Origin of the sequence: Comamonas sp. Z1, assembly GCF_008121555.1 — a bacterium.
Lineage (GTDB): Bacteria > Pseudomonadota > Gammaproteobacteria > Burkholderiales > Burkholderiaceae_C > Comamonas > Comamonas thiooxydans.
In genome coordinates, this window is record NZ_VOQT01000010.1 from 17,647 (window position 1) to 38,495 (window position 20,849).

Below are 20,849 nucleotides of genomic sequence, written 5' to 3' on the forward strand. Positions count from 1 at the left end.
CCACACCATGGCCCGGTTTTTGTTTTGGAGAGTCGCGCCATGTGCCAGGTCTTTATCAGCGCCGATCCGCAGCTCTGGGCCCACCGGGCCCGCTCCATCCGGCTGCATGGAGTCGCCACCAGCATCCGGCTGGAAAACCTGTTCTGGCAGGTACTCGAAGAGATTGCCGCGCGGGACAGCTATACCGTTCCCCAGCTCTGCACCAAGCTCTACGACGAGCTGCTGGCCGAGCGCGGAGCGGTGGACAACTTCAGCTCTTTTCTGCGCGTCTGCTGCACCCGCTATCTGGCACTGCAGCTGTCGGGCGAGATTCCACAGGACATAGGCATACCGATTCGCTCGCTGGGCAATGCCTCGTCACTCAAATCCTCAAGCCCACAAATCACGCACTGAGACTCAGCGCAGATACACGGCCTCGAACCGTAGCAGCGCACGCCCCTCGGCATCGCTGAGCACCAGTTTCTGCCCCTGCACGGCATAGCTGCTGACCTGAGCCAGAGTGGCCAGCAGCAGCTGCTCCCGGCGCATGCCCTGCACGCAGGCCATGCGGGTGCCGCCCACGGCCGAAAAACGCAGCCAGCGCCCGTCCAGGCTGTAGTTGCCGCGCAGGCGATTACAGCCGCCCGCGCCATGAAAACGGCCGCTACCGGTCTCCAGCACCAGATGCGGCTCGGGCTGATTGTCATAGGCGCTGACATACGGGCCGTCACCCAGCAGCACCAGTTTCCAGTAGGTATCGAGAAGCGGGGCCGGCACGGCAGCCATGGCTTCGCCTTCGGACGCTGCAGGCCCTGCATCCGCAGCGCCGACTGCCAGGCTCCCCAACAGCAAGAGTGCGCTCAATGCCGGGCGAAGAAAGGTATGCAGCTTCGAGAAAGCAGTCATCACAAACACCTTTGCGGCCTTCAACGCATACAGACAAAGCGCTTGCAGCTCATTATTCAGGAGTCTCAGACGCTTGCGCAAGCACCTGATCACCGCGCACAAAGCTGCAGGCCACCGCATTGGTACAGCGCCAGATGGCCTGCCCCGCCAGCGGCCCGCGCTGCATCAGCAACTTGCGCAGCGGCCACTCGCATTGCGGGCAGACCGGCACAGCATCGACCCGTCCGGGCTGCACCGGCTCTGCAGCCTCTGCCGCAGTGTCAGCCAACCTGGCAGGAGCAGCAACGGCTGGCTGGGCGGGCGACACCTGCGCCGACAGATCCCTATCGACCACTGCCGAAGGCGGCGCCGGCATGAGAGGCTCCAGCAGAACATCCACGGTCTCGGGCACGGGTGGCTTGACCAGATGGGCAGCGGCTTCCGCCACCGGCTCCTGCCTGGGTTTGCGCGCCTTGCTGGCCGCCTGCAACTGCCGGACATGCGCCACATGCCGCCTGTCGGTGGCACGATCGGGCTGCAGCCGCAGTTCTTCGAGCTTGTCCAGCAGCGCCTGCATTTGCTCGGGGCTCCACACGGGCTCGGCAAAGCTCTGAATATGGCCGACAAAGCCAAGGCCGCGCGTGACATGGGCCGGCATCTCGGTCTTGAACTCGCAGTCCCCCACAAAGGCGATCACCGAGTGCAGATGCTCGGGCGCAATGTCCAGCAGCGACTGCAAGGTCTTGACGTGCTTGTAGTTCTGGCGCAGCGGGTTCTGGAAGCGGCTGCGCTTTCTGAAAATCTGCTGCGTCCATTCGCGCTGCTTTTCGGTGCCGAAAATCCAGCCCTGGTAGTTCTTGGTTTCCAGCACGAACAGGCCGTAGGGCGAAAAGATCAGATGGTCGATCTGCGTGCTGCCACCATCCGCCGTGGGCAGGGTGACGTTGTGCATGTCCACATAGATCAGCGGATTGAGTTGCCGGCGGATCGCTGCCTGCACGGCCCGCTCGCCGCGCCAGCCCTTGAAGCGTGGCGAGCGCAGCAGTCCCGCCAGCACCGCAAATGCCAGCGCCAGTCCCAGATAAACAAAGAGGCCCTGAAAGGCCACTGAAAAGATCTGATCCATCGCGAGTCTCATTCAACGCAAGCAGCAAAAACTGGCGTGCCCCAAGGCAAGGGACAGCGAGCAAGCGCCGCCGCGCAGCGAAGCTGTCGTCCCCCTCCCATAGCGCGAAGCGCGTAGAGAGAGGGGCGCCCGGCCAGGGGGAAGGCGCGGGGCCGCCCAGGCAAGGCGCCTCAGGGGGAGCCTTCAATTCAACGCCATGCTCAGCTTGCGGCGATAGCTGTTGACCAGGGCCGTCGCCTCATCCTGCTCGGCGCTGTTCTTGCCCAGCAGCTCGATGCCGCCGCTGGTCTTGCCGGGCACGGCGTCCTGCTTCTTGGGCTTGGGCGGGGTCAGCAGCTCCAGCACGCCGACGATGAGCTTGCGCGCCGCCTGCTCGTTCCAGGTCTTGTCGCGCATGATGATTTCCAGCAACTCGTCCATGGCATCGGTCCACTGGCTGTGGGCCAGCAGCGCGCGCGCACGACCGAAGCGGGCGTCAAAGTCGCGCTTGTTGGCGGCGATGGCGGCGTCGTACTTGGCCACATCGGCATTGTCGTCCTGCACGGCAAATTCCAGCGCCTTGAGCCACTGGTTCAGCGCTTCGAAGCGCAGCGGCTGAGGAATGCGCTTGATGGGCTCAGCCAGCAGGGCAGCAGCTTCCTCGAAGCTGCCGGTGGCGATCAGCAGGCGCACATAGTCAAAGCGCGCATCGTCGTTGGCCGGGTCGGCCGCCAGCGCATCGGCCAGCTTTTGCAGCGCCGCCTGGGTGTCGCCGGACTCCAGCAGGGCCTGGGCTTCGTCGGCATCGGCCTCGGCCGCCAACTCGCCCTCGGAGGGCAGATGCTTGTCCAGAAACTCGCGCAGCTTGCCTTCGGGCTGGGCGCCCATGAAGCCGTCCACGGGCTTGCCGCCGATCATCAGCACGCAGGTGGGGATGGAGCGGATGCCGAACATGCTGGCCAGCTGCTGCTCCTGATCGGAGTCGATCTTGACCAGCTTGAAGCGGCCCTCATAGGCGACTTCCAGCTTTTCCAGCACCGGGCCCAGTGTCTTGCAGGGACCACACCAGGGTGCCCAGAAGTCCACCAGCACGGGTACGGCCATGGAGGCGGCTACGACTTCGGCTTCAAAATTCTCGAGGGTGACGTCAATCATGTGATTCCCAATGCTGCTTGTGCGCTGCCACCCGGGCAGCGGCGCTGAAAAGTCTGCGAACCGGCCACTCCAGCAGAGTGCCCACCGCGCGATGCTGCGATTCTCCTCGCAAATGCGCGAGCGCAAGCCATAGACCAGAGCGGGTCGGGTCTTTGCTACTTAGATGGGAGCACTCCGCGCCTGTTTCAAGGTCGATTCAAGGTGTTTTATGACGAAAATCGATGAACGGTATGCGTAAGCAGCTACGGTTTCAAGAGTAACCGCCCCGCAGCCGCGCTCACCCCTGGGCTATATTGCTTGCGAACCAAGGAGCGCAGACTTGATTGAAGTTTCACAACTGGTGTTTGAATATCCGGGCCACCGCGCCCTCGACGGCGTGAGTCTGTCCATCGCAGCGGGCAGCGTGACGGCACTCGTCGGCCCCAACGGTGCCGGCAAATCCACGCTGATGCGCTGCATCGCCGGCCTCGAACAGCCGCTGTCCGGCCATATCCGTGTCAAAGGCCTGTCGGTCGAGGAACAGCCGCGCGAGGTGCACCGCCATCTGGGTTATCTCTCGGACTTCTATGGTCTGTACGACCGGCTCAGCGTGATGCGCTGCCTGCAGTACTCGGCCCTGTCCATGGGCGTTGCACCCGGTGACGTGGATGCCCGCGTACGGCAGGTGGCCGCCCAGCTGGGCCTGACAGAGCTGCTGCACCGCCACCCGACCGAGCTCTCGCGCGGTCAGCGCCAGCGCGTGGCGATCGGCCAGGCCATCGTCCACCAGCCCGGCGTGCTGCTGCTCGACGAACCGGCCAGCGGCCTCGATCCCGATGCGCGCAGCAGCCTCTCCACGCTGTTTCGCCAGCTTCAGGCCCAGGGCATGACGCTGATCGTCTCCAGCCACATCCTCAGCGAGCTGGACGAGTACTGCACCCATATCCTGAGCATCCGCGACGGCCGCATCGAAAGCCACGAGGCACTGCAAAACGCCCACGACCCGGGCCAGCCCGCCGCAGTCGGTCAGCAGCCCCAGCTCTATGCGCTGGAAGTGGCCATGGAGCAAAGCGAAGGCCTGGAGGCACGCCTGCGTCAGGCCTTGCTGAACACTTCGGTGCAGGACTTCGACACCACGGGCCGCCGCCCAATCCAGCTCTGGCTGCCGGCCGCCGCTAGCGCACGTGCCCAATGGCTGGCCCAGCTGGTGCAGGCCGGCATTCCTGTCGCCGCGCTGTACCCGGTGCGCGAGCGGCTGCAAGACCGCTATGCGCGCACTGCCCAGGCCCGCGATACCGAAAGTCAGGAGCAAGCATGAGCCAACGCAATCCCGAATTCCAGCGCCAGCTCTGGCTGAACTGGCGCCCCTCGCTGCTAGCCTGGAGCCTGGGCCTGAGCCTGCTCATCCTGGCCCTGCCCTTCGCCCTGTCCTCTGCCAAGGGACTGCCCGGCACGCTGAGCATGACGGCCATTGCCGGCCTGTACCTGGCTGCCATCATCTATGGCAGCGTGCTGGCCGGGCGCAGCCTGGCCGAGGAAGCCAGCCAGAACACCTGGGACTGGCAACGTCTGTCCGTGCTCACGCCCTGGCAGATGGCCTGGGGCAAGCTGCTGGGCGCCACCTTGCCGGCCTGGCTCTACGTGCTGTGGTTTGCGCTGGCCGTGGCGGGTGTGACCCATTTCTGGGCGCTGGAGCCCCTGAAGTTGCAACACACGATTGGCCTGGCCGTGATCTGGGGCCTGGGCCTGCAGACCTGGGCCATGAATTCCGTGCTCATGAGCTGGGGACTGAGGGACAGGCCTATCAATCGCCGGCGAGCGGCACTGCTGCCTCTGCTGATCCTGTTCTTCGCCCCCGGCCCCTTTATCGACCATGTCTACAAGGGCATGGTGGACATCGACGCCGAGCCGGTCTTCTGGTGGGGCCTGAATGTGGGCGGCCTGGGCCTGGCCTATCTGGCCGGTGTGCTGGTGCTGGGCCTGGGGCTGCTGGCCCTGTGGCGCCAGCTTTGCACCCGACTCGATGTACGCACCCTACCCTGGGCCTGGCCTCTGGGCCTGGCACTGACTGGATTTTTCGCAGCCGGCTCGCTCAATCTGGGCATTGCCGAATTTTTCAGCAGCACCGCCTGGATCGCGCTGATCGGCACCGCCTATGTCGCCCTGCAGCATATGGACCAGCATCTGCGCGCCTGGCGTCAGGTTCAATGGTCGGCCTCGCGCCAGCGCTGGCGCGAGGCGCTGGAGGCACTGCCGCTGTGGCCGGTCAGCCTGCTGCTGGGCTTTGCCATGGCCTTGCTGCTGCTGTTCGCCCCCCAGTCACTTGAGGCGGCCATCAGCGGCAAGCTCAACAGCTTTACCTTCTATCTGTGTCTGCATCTGCTGCGCGACTGCCTGTTGCTGACCGGCTTCGCCCTGCTGGCGGGCAGGCTCAAGTCCCCCCTGGCCTCGTTTGTCATCGCCTGGCTGATCCTCAACATCGCCGCGCCGCTGCTGGCCTATGGCATGGGCGGCTATACAGGTGCCATGTTTGTTCAGCCCGTGGTGGCCATGTGGATGAGCTCGCCGGACGGCATAGAGCAAGCCGGCGCCTGGCTCAGCTATGTGCCCTGGGCTTCTCTGAGCCTGCAGATCCTGGTCACGCTGGCCTGGGTCATTCATGTCTTCAGGGACCGCGTGCTGGGCTTTGCACGCGATAACGCGGCGACCCATATCCGGGAGTCATAGTTGCTTTGCCCGGACGGCTATGCCCCACAGTCGGCCGGCAATGCGACGAAACCGTAAAATCAGGGGTTCCACTAGGCCGGGCGGCAGCGCCCTGAAGAACATGAACCCCATCCAAGTTGGCGTGGTCATGGGTTCCAGCAGCGACTGGGACACCATGCAACACGCAGTTGCCATCCTCCAGCAATTCGGTATCGCTTTTGAAGCGCAGGTCGTATCGGCCCACCGCATGCCGGACGACATGTTCCGCTTTGCCGAAGCCGCAGCCGACCGTGGCCTCAAGGCCATCATCGCCGGCGCCGGCGGTGCTGCCCACCTGCCCGGCATGATTGCCGCCAAGACCACCGTGCCCGTGCTCGGCGTGCCCGTGGCCAGCCGTCACCTGCAGGGTGTGGATTCGCTGCATTCCATCGTGCAGATGCCCAAGGGCGTGCCCGTGGCCACCTTTGCCATCGGCAATGCCGGTGCTGCCAATGCGGCCCTGTTTGCCGTGGCCCTGCTGGCCAACGAGGATGCCGAGCTGCGCAAAAAGCTCGAGGCCTTCCGCGCCGAGCAGACCGAAGCGGCCCGCAACATGACCCTGCCGGTGAACGCATGAGCGCCCGCGACACGCAAGTGATACTGCCGGGTGCGACCCTCGGCGTACTGGGCGGCGGCCAGCTGGGCCGCATGTTTGCCCATGCCGCTCAGGCCATGGGCTATTTCACCGCAGTGCTGGACAAGGACGAGACCAGCCCCGCCGGTCTGGTCAGCCACCAGCATGTGCGCACCGGCTACGAAGATGCCAAGGGCCTGGCCGAGCTGGCCGGACTCTGCGCGGCCGTGACCACCGAATTCGAAAACGTGCCCGCCGGCTCGCTGAACAAGCTGGCCGAGAGCCTGCCCGTATCGCCCGCCGGTTCGGCCGTGGCGATCGCCCAGGACCGCGCAGCCGAAAAAGCCCACTTCGTGAAATGCGGCGTGCCCTGCGCCCCCTATGCCGTGATCGAGACGGCCGAGCAGCTGGCAGCCGTCAACGACGCGCTGCTGCCCGGCATCCTCAAGACCGCGCGCATGGGCTATGACGGCAAGGGTCAGATCCGCGTCAAGACCCGCGACGAGCTAATCAAGGCCTGGGACGAGCTCAAGCAGGTGGCCTGCGTGCTCGAAAAAATGCTGCCGCTGGCGCACGAATGCTCGGTCATCGTGGCACGCGGCCGCAATGGCGACATCGTCAACCTGCCCGTGCAGCGCAATCTGCACCGCGACGGCATTCTGGCCGTGACCGAGGTCTACGAAGGCAACGTGCCTGCAGCGCAGGCAGAGCAAGCGATTGCAGCTGCGAAATCCGTAGCTATCGGCCTCGATTACGTGGGCGTGCTCTGCGTGGAATTCTTTGTGCTGGACAACGGCCAGCTGGTGGTCAACGAGATCGCTCCGCGCCCGCACAACAGTGGCCACTACAGCCAGAACGCGATGGATGTGTCGCAGTTCGAGCTGCAAGTGCGCTGCATGACCAATCTGCCCCTGGTGCAGCCGCGCCAGCACAGCGCCACCGTCATGCTCAACCTGCTGGGCGATCTGTGGTTCAAGGACGGCGAAACCGCCAAGGCTCCGGCCTGGGATCAGATCCTGGCCCTGCCCGGTGCCCACCTGCATCTGTACGGCAAGGTCGATGCCAAGCCGGCCCGCAAGATGGGCCACTTGAACATCACCGCGGCAAGCCCCGAAAAAGCGCGTGAAACCGCTTTGAAGGCCGCTGAAATCCTCGGCATTGAAGCGTTCTGATAACACCCCCTGAGCGGCTTTGCCTAGTCGGCCCCGCCGCTTCCCCCTAGCCGGGCGCCCCTCTCTCGCTACGCGGGAGGGGGACGACGCCCTCGCTGCGGGGCGGCCCTTGCTCGGCGTCCTTCGCTGATGCTCTGCAAGCGCAAAAGCACCGCACATACGGCGGCGCAGTGCATGAAAGAGGAATTGAAATGATCTTGGATGGAACGCTGGAAGCCTCGGTGCAAGCCGCTGCGGTTGCGCTGCAGCAAGGCCGGCTGCTGGGTCTGCCCACCGAGACGGTGTACGGTCTGGCCGCAGACAGCGACAACGATGCCGCCGTGGCGCAGATCTTTGCCGCCAAGGGGCGCCCGGCCAACCATCCGCTGATCGTGCATGTGGCCGATGCCGCCGCCATCACCCGCTATGCCAAGGAAGTCCCGGTCTTTGCCCAGCAACTGATCGATACGTTCTGGCCCGGCCCGCTGACCCTGATCCTGCCGCGCCTGCCGCATGCCGCCAAGGCATCGACCGGCGGTCAGGACAGCGTGGGTCTGCGCTGCCCGTCCCACCCCGTGGCCCATGCAGTGCTGCAGGCCTGCCAGCAGCTCGATCCGCCGGTCTGGGGCGTCTCGGCCCCCAGCGCCAACAAGTTCGGCCGCGTCAGCCCCACCACGGCCGAGCATGTGGCCTCCGAGTTTGGCGAAGAACTGCTGGTGCTCGATGGCGGCGCCTGCGAAGTGGGCATTGAATCGACCATCGTCGACTGCACGCGGGGCGTGCCCGTGCTGCTGCGTCCCGGCGCCATCACGCGTGACGATATCGAGCGTGCCTGCGGCCTGCGACCGCTCTCGAAAGAAGAGCTGACTGCGGATACCCCACGTGCATCGGGAACGCTTTTGGCGCACTACGCGCCCAACGCCAAGGTGCGGCTCATGGATGCCGGGCAGCTGCAATCGGCGCTGGACATCCTGGGCAAGGATGGCAGGAATATTGCCATCTATCACCGCAGCCCCCTCAATGTCACAACGGCCCAGCTGCTGCTGCGCCGCATGTCCGACGAGCCGCGCGACGTGGCCCGTGAGCTGTTTGGCATGCTGCGCAATTTCGATGACTGGGGCGCCAAGCTGATCTGGATCGAAACCCCTCCCGACACCGCCGACTGGGAAGGCGTGCGCGACCGCCTGCAACGTGCGGCGGCTGCGGGCTGAGCGGTCTCTTAGCTGATTTTTAAGTAAAGATACAAATTTTTATTCGTTTTCTTTATTAGACACCTTCTCTAACCTTATTTGCTTCAACAGCAACTTCAAAGGTTAGAACCATGGGAACCCGTCGCGACGCGCTTGGCAAGCTTCTGTCCATCAGTGCTGCATCCCTGGGCTTGGCGGCTTGCTCGCGCTCCGACAACCAGGCCAGCAGCGAAACCACCCGCACGGCACAAAATGGCAAGGTCGTTCCCTTCAACTATCCCGACAACCCCTCTTTCGACCTGATCTATCTGGCCGACAGACTGGGCTACTTCGACGGGACCTCCACCCGCCCCAACTACGTGGGCAAGATTGCCGCCCCTCAGATCATTCCGCTGGTCGGCACGGGCGACATCCATTTCGGCTCGCGCATGGTGCCGCTGGTGATTTCGGCCATTGCGGCCGGGGCCGACATGAAGGTGATTGCCGCCGGCAGCAAGACGCTGCAGGAGGCACCGCATATGAAGTACTTCGTGCGCAAGGATTCGGGCATTCGCACGCCCAAGGATCTGGAAGGCAAGACCATAGGCTTCAACAGCTTCGGCGCCTGCGCCGAGTTTGTCTCCAAGACCTATTTCCGCGAGCACGGCGCCGACGTCAACAAGATCAACTTCCTGGTCGTTCCCGACAACCAGGGCGAGCAGGCCGTGATCGGCCGCAATGTGGATCTGGCCATCATCCACCCGCCCCATTCCGGCGGTGCCGAAGCCAACCCCGAGCTGCAGCGCCTGTGGACCGACTACGACCTGGACCGCGGCCTGGGCGGCATGGCGCCCTATAGCGTCAACGGCAAGTTTGCGCGCGAGAACCCGCAGGCCGTGCGCGATGTGGTCACCGCCATCGCCAAGGCCGGCAACTGGGTCAACGCCAACACCGACGAAGCGCGCCGCTACACGGCCGAGCGTCTCGGCATGGAGCTCAAGCATGTGGAGCGCTATGCCTATGTGGACGACCAGATCATCACCGAGCCGCCCATCCAGTACTACATCGACGTGCTGGAGCGCGAAGGCAAGCTGCAGCCGGGCAAGGTGGCCGTCAAGGACGTGTACACCAACGAGTTCAACCCCTTTGCCAAGGGAGCTGCGACATGAGCACGCCCCTCGACGACTCTGGCTCCGCCATCAAGATCCGCGCACGCGATGTGCGCATGGATTTCGCGATTGCCGACGAGCGCGGCCGCAAGCAGCAGATCGCCGCCCTGCAGGACTTCAATCTCGATATCCGTGAAGGCGAGTTCTTCACCCTCCTCGGGCCCTCGGGCTGCGGCAAGTCCACGTTTCTCAATGTGCTGGCCGGGCTGGCGCGCAAGACCGGCGGCAGCATCAGCATCGACGGCCAGCCGGCCAGCGGCATCAACCGCGAGCAGGGCGTGGTGTTCCAGGGCTATGCGCTGTTTCCGTGGCGCACCGTGCTTCAGAACATCGAGGTCGGGCTGGAGATCCGCAAGATTCCCAAACGCGAGCGCCGGGAGACTGCCGAGCAGTTTCTGCACCTGGTGGGGCTGGCCGGCTTCGGCCAGCGCTACCCGCACGAACTCTCGGGCGGGATGCGTCAGCGCGTGGCCATCGCCCGCTCCCTGGCCTATTCGCCCAGCCTGCTGCTGATGGACGAACCGTTTGCCGCCCTGGATGCCCAGACACGCGAAATCCTGCAGTCCGAGCTGCTGCGCATCTGGGAGCAGCACAAGACCACCATCGTCTTCATCACCCACAGCCTCGATGAAGCCATCTATCTGTCGGACCGCATCGCCGTCATGACGCACCGACCCGGTCGCATCAAATCCGTTCTGGACATAGCGCTGCCGCGCCCGCGTCCAGCCGAGATACGCCACGCCCCGGCCTTTGTGCAGCTGCGCGAACAGGCCTGGGATGTGCTGCGCGACGAAGTCGCCTTTGCCAGCGGCCACCGCCAGCAACCGCTGGCACCGCTGCTGCCCACTGCCCCTGATTTCAGCCTGGCCTTGCGAGGATTTGCCATATGAGCCAACTGGCCGCATCCCCATCCCGGCGCCCCGCCAAGCCGGTGTCGCTGCATTCCTCCCGGCAACTCGGGCTCCAATGGCTGGAGCGCTCGGCCTGCGTGCTGCTGTTCTTTGCCATCTGGGAATTCCTGCCGCGCGCGGGACTGGTCAATTCGGCCTTTCTCAGCCCGCCATCCGCGGTTCTGGCGGCCATCGTCGAGCTGGCGCAGACCGGTCAGCTAGGCAAGCATGTGGCGGCCAGCCTGCAGCGCTCCTTGGCAGGGCTGATTCTGGCCATACTGGCAGGCGTGGCACTGGGCCTGCTGATGGGCGTGGTACGCCGCTTCGAGGCCTTTGTCGACCCCTTGCTGCAGCTGTTCCGTCAGGTTTCGGCCCTGGCCTTGTTTCCGGTCTTTCTGCTGTTCTTCGGCATCGGCGAGGCGTCCAAGATCGCCATCATCTTCTGGGCGGCCTTCTGGCCGGTGCTGCTCAACACCATCAGCGGCGTCAAGCAGGTAGAGAAGCTGCTGATTCATTCGGCGCTGTCCATGGGGGCCTCGCGCGGCTTCATCTTCTTCAAGGTCATACTGCCGGCGGCCGCACCGTCCATCTTCACCGGCATCCGGCTGGCGGGCGCCTATTCGATCACCGCGCTGGTCGCAGCCGAGATGATCGGCTCGCATGCCGGCCTGGGCTTTCTCACGCTGAACTCTCAGGAGACCTTCCAGATCCCCAGCATGTACGCCGGCATCGTGCTGCTGGCCGTTCTGGGCCTGGCGTTCAACTATGGGCTGGCCTTGCTGGAAAAGTGCCTGACGCGCTGGCGCAGCGGACTGGAATTTCATGAGTAGCGCCACGCAATCCTGGCGCCGCCTGGCGATTGCCGGCACCGCGCTGGCGGCCGCTGCCGCCGGCGCTGGCGTGCTCTGGCCCGCCCTGCCGCAGCTCGGCGGCACGGAGGCGGCAGGCCCGGTGCTGCTGCAGGCGCAGCGCAATGGCGTGCTCCATGTGGCCCTGCGCAGCTATGCACGCCCTGCCCTGCCCGGCGAAGCCTTGCCGCCAGAGCCCGATGTCTACGACCAGGCCCTGGCGGACTGGCTGGGCCGGCAACTGGGCACCAGCATCAAAATCACCCCCGCAAGCGATGCCGACCTGGTGCTTGAAGGCATGGCGCCGCAAGACGACCCGGCCGCTGCCGATCGGCAGACCGGCGGCAGCTATATGCCGCAAAGCCTGCAACTGCTGGTGCTCAAGCAGCAGGCCTCCCTCTGGAGCCGCCATGCCCCCGGTCACTGGAGCTCCTGGCTGCCGCATGTGGCGCGGAAGGCCGCCCCCAGACCCACGGCCTGCGTCGCCACGGGTCAGGCCTCTGCCAGCACCTTGCAGGCCCAGGGCCTAGAGCCTCTTTTCGCGCCCTCCAGCATTCATGCAGTCAGCGATTTCCTGGCCGGCAAATGCCATGTTCTGGCCGAGTCGCCCGAGGTCATCACGCGCCTGCTGCAACAGGACAACTGGCGCTTCTACGAGCGTCTTGGCAACCGCTTTCGCTCCACGGATCAGGCCCATATCCGTCTGACCAAGGCCGATGCACAGTCCACCCGCTGGCTGCAGCACGCCGTCCAGCAATGGCAGCGCAGCGGTCTGCAACAACGCGCGCAGGACAACCGCGTCAGCACGATTGCTCTGGAAGCTTCCTTACTGGAAGACGGAGCCATCTGCCACTGACCTTCCGCCTCTTTTCCGCTCTTCACCTTCTTGACCATGTTCTCCAGCCACTTCAACGATGTACTTGGCACCCTGGAAAAAACCGCCGTCGCGCGCGACCGCCAGGGCGGCCATGCGGCAGCGGAAAAAGCCTTGCTGCGCGATGCCGGCCTGCTGCGCCTGGCGATTCCGCGCGAGCATGGCGGCGATGCGCTGAGCTGGCCCGACATCTACCGCCATGTGCGCGCCCTGGCCGCCGTCGACAGCGCCCTGGCCCATGTGCTGGCGTTTCACCAGCTCCAGGTCGCCACCGTGCTGATCTATGGCTCGCGCCAGCAGCAGCGCCTCTGGCTGCGCCGCACCATCGACGAGAACGGCTGGTGGGGCAATGCGCTGAACCCGCGCGACACGCGTCTGCAGGCCCTGCCCCGCAGCTCGGAGCTCGCCGGCGGCTATGTGCTCGACGGCCTGAAAGGCTTTTGCTCGGGCACGCGCGGCTCTCACTACCTGACGGTATCGGCCAGTGTGGCAGGCCATGCGCAGCCGGTTCTGGGCCTGCTTGAAACCGCCTCGCCCGGCATTGCCGTCAAGGATGACTGGAACCCCATGGGCCAGCGCCAGACCGACAGCGGCTCGGTTCAGTTCAATCGCGTCCAGCTTCCCGCCAGCGCCGTCATGCGCGACGAGAACGCCGAGGTCACGGCCTTTCATACGCTGCGCAATTGCCTGGCGCAGCTGGTGCTGGTGAATCTGTTTGTCGGCGTGGCCCAGGGCGCGCGCCGGCAGGCACGCGACTATGCGCGCGAACATGGCCGGCCCTGGCTGGGCTCGGCGGTGGAGCGCGCCACCGACGATCCCTATCTGCTACGCCGCATGGGCGAAATGCAGGCCCAGATTTCGGGAGCCGCCCTGATGGCCGATCACGGCGCAGAGCTGCTGCAAAAAGCTTGGGAGCACGGCCAGTCGCTGAGCGCGGCGCAACGTGCCGAGGTGGCCATCGCCGTCTTCGAAGCCAAGGTCATGGCGCATCGCTGCACCCTGTTCGCCACCCAGGAAATGTTCGATGTGGTGGGCTCGCGCGGCACCCATGCCGATCTCGGCTTCGACCGTTTCTGGCGCAATGTGCGCACCCATACCCTGCACGATCCGCTGGACTACAAGCTCCAGGCCCTGGGCCGCTGGGCCGTGCATGGCGAGGAGCCCTCGGCCCAGCACTACAACTGAAGCCGCAGCCAAAAAAATCCGGGACCTGCCCGGATTTTTCGTGTAGGCCGCGCCGCCTCAGAAGCGGTAGCCTATGCCCACGGAGAACACATCGGGATTGAGCCTGACGCTGATGCTCTGGCCCGAAGACAGGTGGATCTTGGTCTTCAGAAAGCTCTTGGAGTAGGAGGCATCCACAAACCAGCGCTCGTTGAAGTTGTAGACAAAGCCCAGCTGCGCCAGCGCACCGAACTTGTCGTCGAGCTCGGCGGTGGTCGGATTCGCCTGGGTGCCCCCTGTCAGGCCGTTGAGCGTAGCCGTGGTCTTTTCGCCATAGAAATGAGCATAGGTCACACCGACGCCCAGATAGGGGCGGAACGCGGCCTTGGCCTCGTTGAAGCGGTACTGCAGCATCAGCGTCGCCGGTATCGCCTTGGTGCTGCCCAGCTTGCCCACGCCGGCAATCGAGCCGGCTCCCGACAGATCATGCTTGAAGGGCGTGGCCAGAGGCACGTCCAGCGCCAGATTGTCGGTCACCATATAGGTGATGCCGCCGCCCAGCTGGGTATTGCTGCCGGCGTCGACCTTGGTGTTGGGAAAGGATGGCGCCGACAGATTGCCGCTGCTCACATCGGGCGACAGATGGGTCACGCCGACACGCGCCATCCAGCTTCCGGTCGATTGGGCGCTGGCCAGACCGCAGGCCGCCAGCGCAGCAGCGGCTGCAATGATCCGCACAGAAATTTTCATGGTTTTGTCTCCTTGTTATTGAGGTGCGGACGGATTTACAACCAGCCCTTCTGGGCCAGAGAGCGGGAAACCAGCTGGCTCATTTGCTGATGGCCGTAAGGCGTGGGGTGGAAACTGTCGGCAAAGACATGGTGCTGCCACCAGTCAGGGCTGGATTTGCCGGGTGTGGCACTCAAGGCCGCTGCCGTGCAGGTGGGGAAGGTGTAGCTGGGCAGGCCGCTTTCGTCCACGCCAGTGATCGGGCAGACCGGGTCCTTCACGTTGTCGAAGTCGTACTGTGCCGGGTTGCTGATCTGGCTCTTGAACTCGGTGTAGAAATCGACCAGGACCACCTGGGACTGGCCTGCCAGACTGGCAGCCAGCTGGTTGTTGAAGACCTGTACCAGGGCATCGAATGACGCTTCCTGCTTGGCGGCCGCAGCAGCCCCCTGATCCCCGCCGCCTGCGGCCTGGGCAATGCTGGCCAGGACCATCTGGAAGCGCGGTGTCTTGGTGATGGCGGGAACATTCAGCACGGCCACACGCGTGGCGCCCTTGGCGACCACATTCTGCGCAATGGAGCCGGCCAGAGTCTTGGCCAGGGTCTGCAGATAGGCACCCGCCGCCAGGCCGGCGAACTTGGAGGCATCGCCTCCGGCCTGGGTCATCAGGGCCGTGGACGTACCCGGAGCCTTGGAGTCCAGCCAGGCCACAATGGCGTTCAGCGGCTGCGAATTGCCCTTGGCCGCGGCAATCAGCGCCCCGATCACGTCGGCGGCGTCGTTGGCGCCGCCATCGATGACGACGAGATCATTGCTACTGAAGCCTGCCTTGGATGCGGCCTGGATCTGAACCAGTACCGACTTGGGCGATGTCGGCGCATCCAGCGGATTCACGCGGCCACCACCCACTGCATAGTTGGTACAGGTGGCGACTTCCTGATAGGTCGTGAGATTTTCGTCACCGGCACGAAAGTGTGCGCACAAGCTCTGGCTGAACTGGTCGGCAATGCGCTCGGGCCAGATCATGGTCGAGCCAGCGCCGGTGGGCGCCGAGCCTTGTACCGTGAACTTGAAGCCAAAAGTGCCGCTGTCCGAGAGGCTGTCGCCCATGACCTTGACCGAGGTGACCTTGGCCTTGGGAGTGGTATCGGCGCCGCCTCCGCCACCGCAGGCCGCCAACAGGCCCACCGTTGCCATTGCAGCCGCCAAGAGTTTGAGTTTGCTTGCCAAGATGAAGTTCTCCTGAGGTGTTGTGAATCGCACGGTCGTGCTTTTTTCCTCAGCGTCATCCTAGCGACACTCATCCCCGCGTTGTTATCGGGCAATTACCGATGGTCGGACAAAAATCCAACGCCCAATAAGCGGGTCATCAGCCTGTCACCCAACAAAAAAACCGGACCAGGGTCCGGTTTGTCGAGGCGGGCAAAGGGCGGCGATGTAGCGGTGATGGAGCGCCGCCCCGGGCGGCTACTGGGCCGCCGTCCAGTCCACCAGTGCATCCCAGGCCGTGCGTGCCGCGGCCGCATTGGCATGGTTGGCCATGGCCACCAGCACATAGCGCTGGCCGCTGGCACCGTCAACATAGCCGGCCAACGCGGCCGAGTCGCGCAAGCTGCCGGTCTTGAGGTGGGCGGCGCCCGCAAACCGGCTCTTGCTGCGCCGCAGCGTGCCGTCCACGCCGACAATGGGCATGGAGGAGACGAACTCGGGCATCACGGGCGAGACCCAGGCGTTCTGCAGCATCTGCCCAAGGCCGCTGGCCGTGATGCTGGCATTGCGGCTCAGGCCTGCGCCGTTGTCCACCACGGGCTGCTCTGCATTGCCCCAGCGCGCGGCCCACCACTGCGCCAGCGACTGCCTGGCGGAGTCGAAGCTGGCCACGCCGGTGCGCTGCATGCCCAGCGTGAGCAGCACATGCTGGGCCATGATGTTGTTGCTGTATTTGTTGATGTCGCGCACCACTTCGGACAGTGCCGGAGACTCCAGCTGGAAGGCCGGCTGCAGGCCCTGGGGCACGCTGCCGTCGCGCACGGCGCCGGTGAGCTTGCCGCCCAGCTCACGCCACATGCCTTCTATGGCCTTGGCTGCAAAGCGCTCGGGCTGCGCCGGTGCGATGGACCAGCTCTTGTCGCCGCAGCTTGCCGGATAGCTGCCATTGAAGGCGATGCGCTGCGGATTGTTCATGTCCAGTTGCATCTTGCTGCGCCAATCGCCGCAATCAGAAGTAGGAGCAGCCAGCGCAACTATCTGCTGGTTTTCCATACCAAACATCGGTGGATCGTATTGAATACGAGCGATACCCGCTCCTGCATCAGGAGCAATATTCAGCGCCACGGCCTTGTAGTTGATCAGCAGCGCATCGGGCGAGGCGTTATAGGGCCGCCAGGGCTCGTTGTCGAATACCGCCGCATCATGCGTGGGCAGCTGAAAGGCGCTGCGGTCCAGCACGATATCGCCCACGATGACCTTGATGCCCATGCCTTGCAGGCGGCGCAGCATCAGCCACAGGCGTTCCAGCACCAGCTTGGGGTCGCCCTGACCCTGGATGTAGAGATTGCCGCGCAAGGCGCCATCGACCACCGGACCGCCCAGATAGACGGGCGTGCGCCAGACATAGGCCGGGCCCAGTTGGTCTAGCGCCGCATAGGTGGTGACCAGCTTCATGACCGAGGCAGGATTCATGGCCTGGTGCGTGCGCCAGGCCAGGCTCGGTGGCGATTTTCCATCCACATTCATCACCAGCAGCGATACGGCGTCGCGCGGAATCTTGGCGCGTTGCAGCGCCGCGTCCACGGCGGCGGGAATGCGGGTGTCGGCAGGCGGAGACTGCGCCAGCGTGGGCTGGGCCAGCAGCGCCAGCAACGATGCGCCCAGCGCGCTCAGGGTCTTGCGAAGAAAGAAGGGGGTCTGCAGCATGGGGCCAGAGTCTACGCCGGGCTTCGCCCATGCCGGGCATTGGCAGCGCCCGCGGCAAGCTGGCGGCGGGCGTCCGATAATGCAGGGCTATGCTGCCGTCTGTTGCAGCCCAGTGCAGCCCGTATTGCGCTCCAGCCCGCCTGCGGCTGACGCCCCGCCGAACATGAATCTTCTCGCCATCGACACCAGTACCGATACCCTGTTTGTTGCCGTCCAGCGTGGCGATGCCATCTGGCAGCACAGCGGGCCTGGCGCGCAGCAGTCGTCGGCCCAGTTGCTGCCGGCGATACGCCAGCTCATGAAGGATGCGGGGCTGAGTTTCGCGCAGCTGGACGCCATTGCCTTCGGGCGCGGCCCCGGCTCCTTCACGGGCCTGCGCACGGCCTGCGCCATCACCCAGGGTCTGGCGTTTGCCGCCAAGTTTCCCGTGCTGCCCGTGGACTCGCTGCTCACAGTGGCCGAAGAGGCCCGTCATCTGCATGGCTGCACCGAGGTCGAGGCCGTGCTCGACGCGCGCATGCACGAGGTCTATCACGCCCCCTTCCGCTATGTGGACGGCCAGTGGATCGAGCCCGAGGACTTCGGCCTCTGCGCCCCCGAGGCTTTGCAGGCTGCAGCCGGCCATGCCGTGGCGGGCAATGCCCAGCCCGTCTACCCCGAACTGCTGGCGCCCAAGGCCCGCCATGTGCACGCCATGCCCACAGCCACGGCCATGCTGCGCCTGGCACCGGCACTGTTGGCAAAAGGCTGCGCGGTACCGGCCGAAGAGGCGCTGCCGCGCTATATCCGCGATAAAGTGGCAAAAACCACGGCCGAGCGCGAAGCCGAAAAGGCCGCCGCAGCCCTCACACCCGATGCAACCGGCATCGCCTCCCGATAAGCGCCCAATGACCTTGCCCAGCAGCTCCACACTCGCCGCCGACGCCAGCGCCCAGGACGCGGCATCCCTGGTGCATTTCGAGCCGCTGTCCGCGCTCTGGCTGGACACCCTGCTCCCGATCGAGGAGCAGGCCTATGCCCATCCCTGGACGCGCGGCAACTTCCAGGATGCCATGGTGGCCGGCTACCAGATACAGCTGCTGGTCGATGCCGATCATCAGTTGCTGGGCTACTTTGTCGCCATGCAGGCGCTGGACGAGGTGCATCTGCTCAATATCACCGTCAACCCGGCCTGCCAGCGCCAGGGCTGGGCTCGCGTGCTGCTCGATGCGCTGGCTCTATGGTCACGGCAGCAGAATGCCCAATGGATCTGGCTGGAAGTGCGCGAAAGCAATGCCCGCGCCCGCGAGGTCTACCTCAGGCACGGCTTTGCCGAAGTCGGCCTGCGCAAGAACTACTATCCCAACCCCAACGGCCCGCGCGAACATGCGGTGCTCATGAGTCTGAAACTATGGCCCTGAACCTGGATGCCCGCCAGCGGGCCATGCTGGAAGCCATGGGCATCACCGTCTGGCTGCCCGACCCCGTGGAACCAGCAGCAACTGCTGCTGTCGCTGCAGTCGCCGCCGCACCATCACCGGTCGCGGAGTCCGTCGCGGCACCGGCGATGCGCACGGCGCCGCCCGCCCCCGTAAGCCCGCCAATGGCTCAGGCCGCTGCACCTGCGGCCGAGGCAGCGCCGGCACCGGTTCAACCGCCCGCCCAGACCGCCAGGCCAGCCAGCCCACCGCCCCAGAATCTGTCCGGTCACCGGGCGCACGAGCCTCGTCAGTTTGTGCAGCAACCCGCCGCAGGCCCGGCCGGCGAGCCAGGCCTGGGCTGGACCATCAGTCCTGCCCAGCTGGTCTACCCCCATGCGCCGCAGCATGTGCACAGCGCCGAGCAAGGCGGCTGGCTGATCCTGCTGGAGCCTGCCGCCAACCCGCCTCTGCTGAGCCCGGCGCAAAGGCCTGCCGCCGACAGCGCCCAGACGGCGCTGCAGGGTGATGCCGCCAAGCTGCTGGACAATATGCTGCGTGCCCTCGGACTGCAGGAAAAGCCGCGTGTCTTCAGCGCCGCCCTGCACCGCGCGCCACCCGATGCCGACCTCAGCCATGCCCAGGCGCTGCAACCCGCCCTGGAGGCTCTGCTGCGCGAGCTGCGCCCCGACTGCGTGCTGGTTCTGGGCCTGGCCAGTGCACGCGCCGTGCTGGGCCGACATGACGCGCTGGGCCGGCTGCGGGCCGAGCCGCACCACATTGCGGGCGTGCCCACAGTGGTGACCTACGACCCCAACTATCTGCTGCGTGCGCCGCAGGCCAAGGCCGGTGCCTGGGCCGATCTGGTGCAGGCCGACGCGTTTACCAAGGGGCTGTGACAGGCGGGCGACAAGCCCCGCTTACCCACTTGCCCAACTATGCCGCACGCGACATGCTGCAGTGCAACGTAGCATAATCACTGGCTTCGAATTACTGAAAGACATCCGTGGAAACCTACCCTAGTTGGTAGCTTTCAGCTCCCGGTACAGACTGTGGGGGTTGAAAGCGCCCTGATCCCTGCAGAACCTCAAGAACAACCGGGAGTGAGCTGATGCTCAACATCTTTACGCTAGCCAATGGTCGACTCGTTCAGGAAGAAATCGAGTCCCTGGCAGACCTGGAACGCTTTCGCCCCGTCTGGGTCGATCTGGAGTCGCCAACCCTCGAAGAAAAGCGCTGGATCAAGCAGCACTATGAGCTGTCCATCCCTGAGGATGCGATGGACGACGACATCGAGGAATCGGCGCGTTTTTACGAAGAAGACAACGGCGAGCTGCATATCCGCAGCGACTTTCTGATCGACGACGATGAAGACCCCCGCTCGGTGCGCGTGGCCTTCATCGTCAACCAGCACAACGCAGCGCTGCGCAGCCATGGCGTGCTGTTCTCCATCCACGACGAGGATGTGCCTGTCTTTCGCCTGCTGCGCATGCGAGCGCGCCGTGCGCCCGGCTTGATCGACGATGCCAAGGACGTTCTGCTCAAGCTGTTTGACGCCGATGCCGAGTACTCTGCCGACACGCTGGAGCGCATTTACGACGACCTGGAAAAAGCCAGCAAGATGGTGCTGTCCGGCGATGTGACCGACGAGATGGCCAAGGAAGTGCTGGGTGCCATTGCCCGCCAGGAAGACTTGAACGGCCGCATCCGCCGCAACGTCATGGACACGCGCCGCGCCGTGAGCTTTCTGATGCGCTCCAAGATGCTCAACGCCGAGCAGTTCGAGGAGGCACGCCAGATTCTGCGCGACATCGAGTCGCTGGACAGTCACACGGCCTTTCTGTTCGACAAGATCAACTTCCTGATGGACGCCACGGTCGGCTTCATCAACATCAATCAGAACAAGATCATCAAGATCTTCTCGGTGGCCAGCGTGGCTCTGCTGCCTCCCACGCTGATTGCCAGCGTCTACGGCATGAACTTCAGGTTCATGCCCGAGCTGGAGTGGGAATTCGGCTACGGCTACGTGGTCGCCCTGATGATTCTGAGCGCCGTCGGCCCCATGCTGTACTTTCGCAAACGCGGCTGGTTGAAATAACACATGCCCGGCACAGCTGG

General features: G+C 64.8%; 21 protein-coding genes. 15 read left to right on the forward strand and 6 right to left on the reverse strand.

Features of this window, described 5'->3' with window-relative positions; translation table 11 throughout:
- Nucleotides 1-39 precede the first annotated feature (39 nt).
- Entirely contained in the window at nucleotides 40-393 is a 354-nt protein-coding gene (locus FSY45_RS17330; protein ID WP_046460480.1) for a ribbon-helix-helix domain-containing protein, read from the forward strand.
- Nucleotides 394-396: 3 nt separating this feature from the next.
- On the opposite strand, the gene FSY45_RS17335 is transcribed toward FSY45_RS17330, so the two are convergent.
- From FSY45_RS17335 to trxA, 3 genes are all read right to left on the reverse strand, one after another.
- Entirely contained in the window at nucleotides 397-885 is a 489-nt protein-coding gene (locus FSY45_RS17335; RefSeq protein WP_046460509.1) for an META domain-containing protein, read from the reverse strand.
- Nucleotides 886-937: 52 nt separating this feature from the next.
- Nucleotides 938-1,990: a nuclease-related domain-containing protein gene (locus tag FSY45_RS17340; protein ID WP_046460479.1), complete on the reverse strand. Its 1,053-nt coding sequence runs from the start codon at nucleotides 1,988-1,990 to the stop codon at nucleotides 938-940.
- Nucleotides 1,991-2,173: 183 nt separating this feature from the next.
- Entirely contained in the window at nucleotides 2,174-3,124 is a 951-nt protein-coding gene (gene trxA / locus FSY45_RS17345; RefSeq protein WP_004340400.1) for a thioredoxin, read from the reverse strand.
- Nucleotides 3,125-3,443: 319 nt separating this feature from the next.
- Here trxA and FSY45_RS17350 point away from each other — a divergent pair, with 319 nt between their 5' ends.
- The 10 genes from FSY45_RS17350 to FSY45_RS17395 all read left to right on the forward strand — a co-directional run bounded on the left by FSY45_RS17350 (nucleotide 3,444) and on the right by FSY45_RS17395 (nucleotide 13,708).
- Nucleotides 3,444-4,421 (forward strand): ABC transporter ATP-binding protein, encoded by a 978-nt coding sequence (locus FSY45_RS17350; RefSeq protein WP_004340397.1) that lies wholly within the window; start codon nucleotides 3,444-3,446, stop codon nucleotides 4,419-4,421.
- Nucleotides 4,418-5,830: a hypothetical protein gene (locus FSY45_RS17355; RefSeq protein ID WP_046460478.1), complete on the forward strand. Its 1,413-nt coding sequence runs from the start codon at nucleotides 4,418-4,420 to the stop codon at nucleotides 5,828-5,830. Before FSY45_RS17350 ends, FSY45_RS17355 begins: the two co-directional genes overlap by 4 nt.
- Before the next feature lie 100 nt (nucleotides 5,831-5,930).
- Nucleotides 5,931-6,425 carry a 5-(carboxyamino)imidazole ribonucleotide mutase gene (purE, locus tag FSY45_RS17360; protein WP_003072555.1) on the forward strand — a complete coding sequence of 165 codons (495 nt, stop codon included), beginning with the start codon at nucleotides 5,931-5,933 and terminating at the stop codon, nucleotides 6,423-6,425.
- Entirely contained in the window at nucleotides 6,422-7,594 is a 1,173-nt protein-coding gene (locus FSY45_RS17365; protein ID WP_046460477.1) for a 5-(carboxyamino)imidazole ribonucleotide synthase, read from the forward strand. The genes purE and FSY45_RS17365 overlap by 4 nt, the downstream gene beginning before the upstream one ends.
- Nucleotides 7,595-7,785: 191 nt before the next feature.
- On the forward strand, nucleotides 7,786-8,784 hold the full coding sequence (locus FSY45_RS17370; RefSeq protein ID WP_046460476.1) for an L-threonylcarbamoyladenylate synthase: 999 nt from the start codon (nucleotides 7,786-7,788) through the stop codon (nucleotides 8,782-8,784).
- A 110-nt stretch (nucleotides 8,785-8,894) separates the two neighbouring features.
- A complete protein-coding gene (locus FSY45_RS17375) occupies nucleotides 8,895-9,911 on the forward strand; it encodes an ABC transporter substrate-binding protein (RefSeq protein WP_046460475.1) in 1,017 nt (338 codons plus the stop codon).
- Entirely contained in the window at nucleotides 9,908-10,801 is an 894-nt protein-coding gene (locus FSY45_RS17380) for an ABC transporter ATP-binding protein (RefSeq protein ID WP_046460474.1), read from the forward strand. The genes FSY45_RS17375 and FSY45_RS17380 overlap by 4 nt, the downstream gene beginning before the upstream one ends.
- A complete protein-coding gene (locus tag FSY45_RS17385; RefSeq protein ID WP_046460473.1) occupies nucleotides 10,798-11,631 on the forward strand; it encodes an ABC transporter permease in 834 nt (277 codons plus the stop codon). Before FSY45_RS17380 ends, FSY45_RS17385 begins: the two co-directional genes overlap by 4 nt.
- On the forward strand, nucleotides 11,624-12,505 hold the full coding sequence (locus FSY45_RS17390; protein ID WP_004340373.1) for a hypothetical protein: 882 nt from the start codon (nucleotides 11,624-11,626) through the stop codon (nucleotides 12,503-12,505). The genes FSY45_RS17385 and FSY45_RS17390 overlap by 8 nt, the downstream gene beginning before the upstream one ends.
- 36 nt (nucleotides 12,506-12,541) lie before the next feature.
- The gene (locus tag FSY45_RS17395; RefSeq protein ID WP_046460472.1) at nucleotides 12,542-13,708 is read left to right on the forward strand and encodes an acyl-CoA dehydrogenase family protein; all 1,167 of its coding nucleotides are present in this window, start codon (nucleotides 12,542-12,544) and stop codon (nucleotides 13,706-13,708) included.
- Nucleotides 13,709-13,765: 57 nt separating this feature from the next.
- Here the strand turns inward: FSY45_RS17395 and FSY45_RS17400 are convergent, their stop codons facing one another.
- The 3 genes from FSY45_RS17400 to dacB form a co-directional block, all read right to left on the reverse strand.
- Nucleotides 13,766-14,437 (reverse strand): OmpW family protein, encoded by a 672-nt coding sequence (locus FSY45_RS17400; protein WP_046460471.1) that lies wholly within the window; start codon nucleotides 14,435-14,437, stop codon nucleotides 13,766-13,768.
- Nucleotides 14,438-14,472: 35 nt separating this feature from the next.
- Nucleotides 14,473-15,648, reverse strand: coding sequence for an SGNH/GDSL hydrolase family protein (locus tag FSY45_RS17405; protein WP_046460470.1), 1,176 nt, complete (start codon nucleotides 15,646-15,648; stop codon nucleotides 14,473-14,475).
- Nucleotides 15,649-15,885: 237 nt separating this feature from the next.
- Nucleotides 15,886-17,334: a D-alanyl-D-alanine carboxypeptidase/D-alanyl-D-alanine-endopeptidase gene (dacB, locus tag FSY45_RS17410; protein WP_046460469.1), complete on the reverse strand. Its 1,449-nt coding sequence runs from the start codon at nucleotides 17,332-17,334 to the stop codon at nucleotides 15,886-15,888.
- 163 nt (nucleotides 17,335-17,497) lie between these two features.
- On the opposite strand from dacB, the gene tsaB reads away from it, so the two are divergent.
- The 4 genes from tsaB (at nucleotide 17,498) to corA (ending at nucleotide 20,829) form a co-directional block, all read left to right on the forward strand.
- Nucleotides 17,498-18,214 (forward strand): tRNA (adenosine(37)-N6)-threonylcarbamoyltransferase complex dimerization subunit type 1 TsaB, encoded by a 717-nt coding sequence (gene tsaB / locus FSY45_RS17415; RefSeq protein ID WP_046460468.1) that lies wholly within the window; start codon nucleotides 17,498-17,500, stop codon nucleotides 18,212-18,214.
- Nucleotides 18,215-18,221: 7 nt separating this feature from the next.
- The gene (gene rimI, locus FSY45_RS17420) at nucleotides 18,222-18,734 is read left to right on the forward strand and encodes a ribosomal protein S18-alanine N-acetyltransferase (RefSeq protein WP_046460467.1); all 513 of its coding nucleotides are present in this window, start codon (nucleotides 18,222-18,224) and stop codon (nucleotides 18,732-18,734) included.
- On the forward strand, nucleotides 18,725-19,630 hold the full coding sequence (locus FSY45_RS17425) for a uracil-DNA glycosylase family protein (RefSeq protein ID WP_046460466.1): 906 nt from the start codon (nucleotides 18,725-18,727) through the stop codon (nucleotides 19,628-19,630). The genes rimI and FSY45_RS17425 overlap by 10 nt, the downstream gene beginning before the upstream one ends.
- A 212-nt stretch (nucleotides 19,631-19,842) precedes the next feature.
- Nucleotides 19,843-20,829 (forward strand): magnesium/cobalt transporter CorA, encoded by a 987-nt coding sequence (corA, locus tag FSY45_RS17430; RefSeq protein ID WP_004340359.1) that lies wholly within the window; start codon nucleotides 19,843-19,845, stop codon nucleotides 20,827-20,829.
- The last annotated feature ends 20 nt before the right edge of the window (nucleotides 20,830-20,849 follow it).

Excerpts from the sequence above, each read along its gene's own strand:
- FSY45_RS17330 (WP_046460480.1), top strand. The coding sequence starts at position 40 with ATGTGCCAGGTCTTTATCAGCGCCGATCCGCAGCTCTGGGCCCACCGG.
- FSY45_RS17335 (WP_046460509.1), bottom strand. The coding sequence starts at position 885 with ATGACTGCTTTCTCGAAGCTGCATACCTTTCTTCGCCCGGCATTGAGC.
- FSY45_RS17340 (WP_046460479.1), bottom strand. The coding sequence starts at position 1,990 with ATGGATCAGATCTTTTCAGTGGCCTTTCAGGGCCTCTTTGTTTATCTG.
- trxA (WP_004340400.1), bottom strand. The coding sequence starts at position 3,124 with ATGATTGACGTCACCCTCGAGAATTTTGAAGCCGAAGTCGTAGCCGCC.
- FSY45_RS17355 (WP_046460478.1), top strand. The coding sequence starts at position 4,418 with ATGAGCCAACGCAATCCCGAATTCCAGCGCCAGCTCTGGCTGAACTGG.
- purE (WP_003072555.1), top strand. The coding sequence starts at position 5,931 with ATGAACCCCATCCAAGTTGGCGTGGTCATGGGTTCCAGCAGCGACTGG.
- FSY45_RS17365 (WP_046460477.1), top strand. The coding sequence starts at position 6,422 with ATGAGCGCCCGCGACACGCAAGTGATACTGCCGGGTGCGACCCTCGGC.
- FSY45_RS17370 (WP_046460476.1), top strand. The coding sequence starts at position 7,786 with ATGATCTTGGATGGAACGCTGGAAGCCTCGGTGCAAGCCGCTGCGGTT.
- FSY45_RS17375 (WP_046460475.1), top strand. The coding sequence starts at position 8,895 with ATGGGAACCCGTCGCGACGCGCTTGGCAAGCTTCTGTCCATCAGTGCT.
- FSY45_RS17380 (WP_046460474.1), top strand. The coding sequence starts at position 9,908 with ATGAGCACGCCCCTCGACGACTCTGGCTCCGCCATCAAGATCCGCGCA.
- FSY45_RS17385 (WP_046460473.1), top strand. The coding sequence starts at position 10,798 with ATGAGCCAACTGGCCGCATCCCCATCCCGGCGCCCCGCCAAGCCGGTG.
- FSY45_RS17390 (WP_004340373.1), top strand. The coding sequence starts at position 11,624 with ATGAGTAGCGCCACGCAATCCTGGCGCCGCCTGGCGATTGCCGGCACC.
- FSY45_RS17395 (WP_046460472.1), top strand. The coding sequence starts at position 12,542 with ATGTTCTCCAGCCACTTCAACGATGTACTTGGCACCCTGGAAAAAACC.
- FSY45_RS17400 (WP_046460471.1), bottom strand. The coding sequence starts at position 14,437 with ATGAAAATTTCTGTGCGGATCATTGCAGCCGCTGCTGCGCTGGCGGCC.
- dacB (WP_046460469.1), bottom strand. The coding sequence starts at position 17,334 with ATGCTGCAGACCCCCTTCTTTCTTCGCAAGACCCTGAGCGCGCTGGGC.
- tsaB (WP_046460468.1), top strand. The coding sequence starts at position 17,498 with ATGAATCTTCTCGCCATCGACACCAGTACCGATACCCTGTTTGTTGCC.
- rimI (WP_046460467.1), top strand. The coding sequence starts at position 18,222 with ATGACCTTGCCCAGCAGCTCCACACTCGCCGCCGACGCCAGCGCCCAG.
- FSY45_RS17425 (WP_046460466.1), top strand. The coding sequence starts at position 18,725 with ATGGCCCTGAACCTGGATGCCCGCCAGCGGGCCATGCTGGAAGCCATG.
- corA (WP_004340359.1), top strand. The coding sequence starts at position 19,843 with ATGCTCAACATCTTTACGCTAGCCAATGGTCGACTCGTTCAGGAAGAA.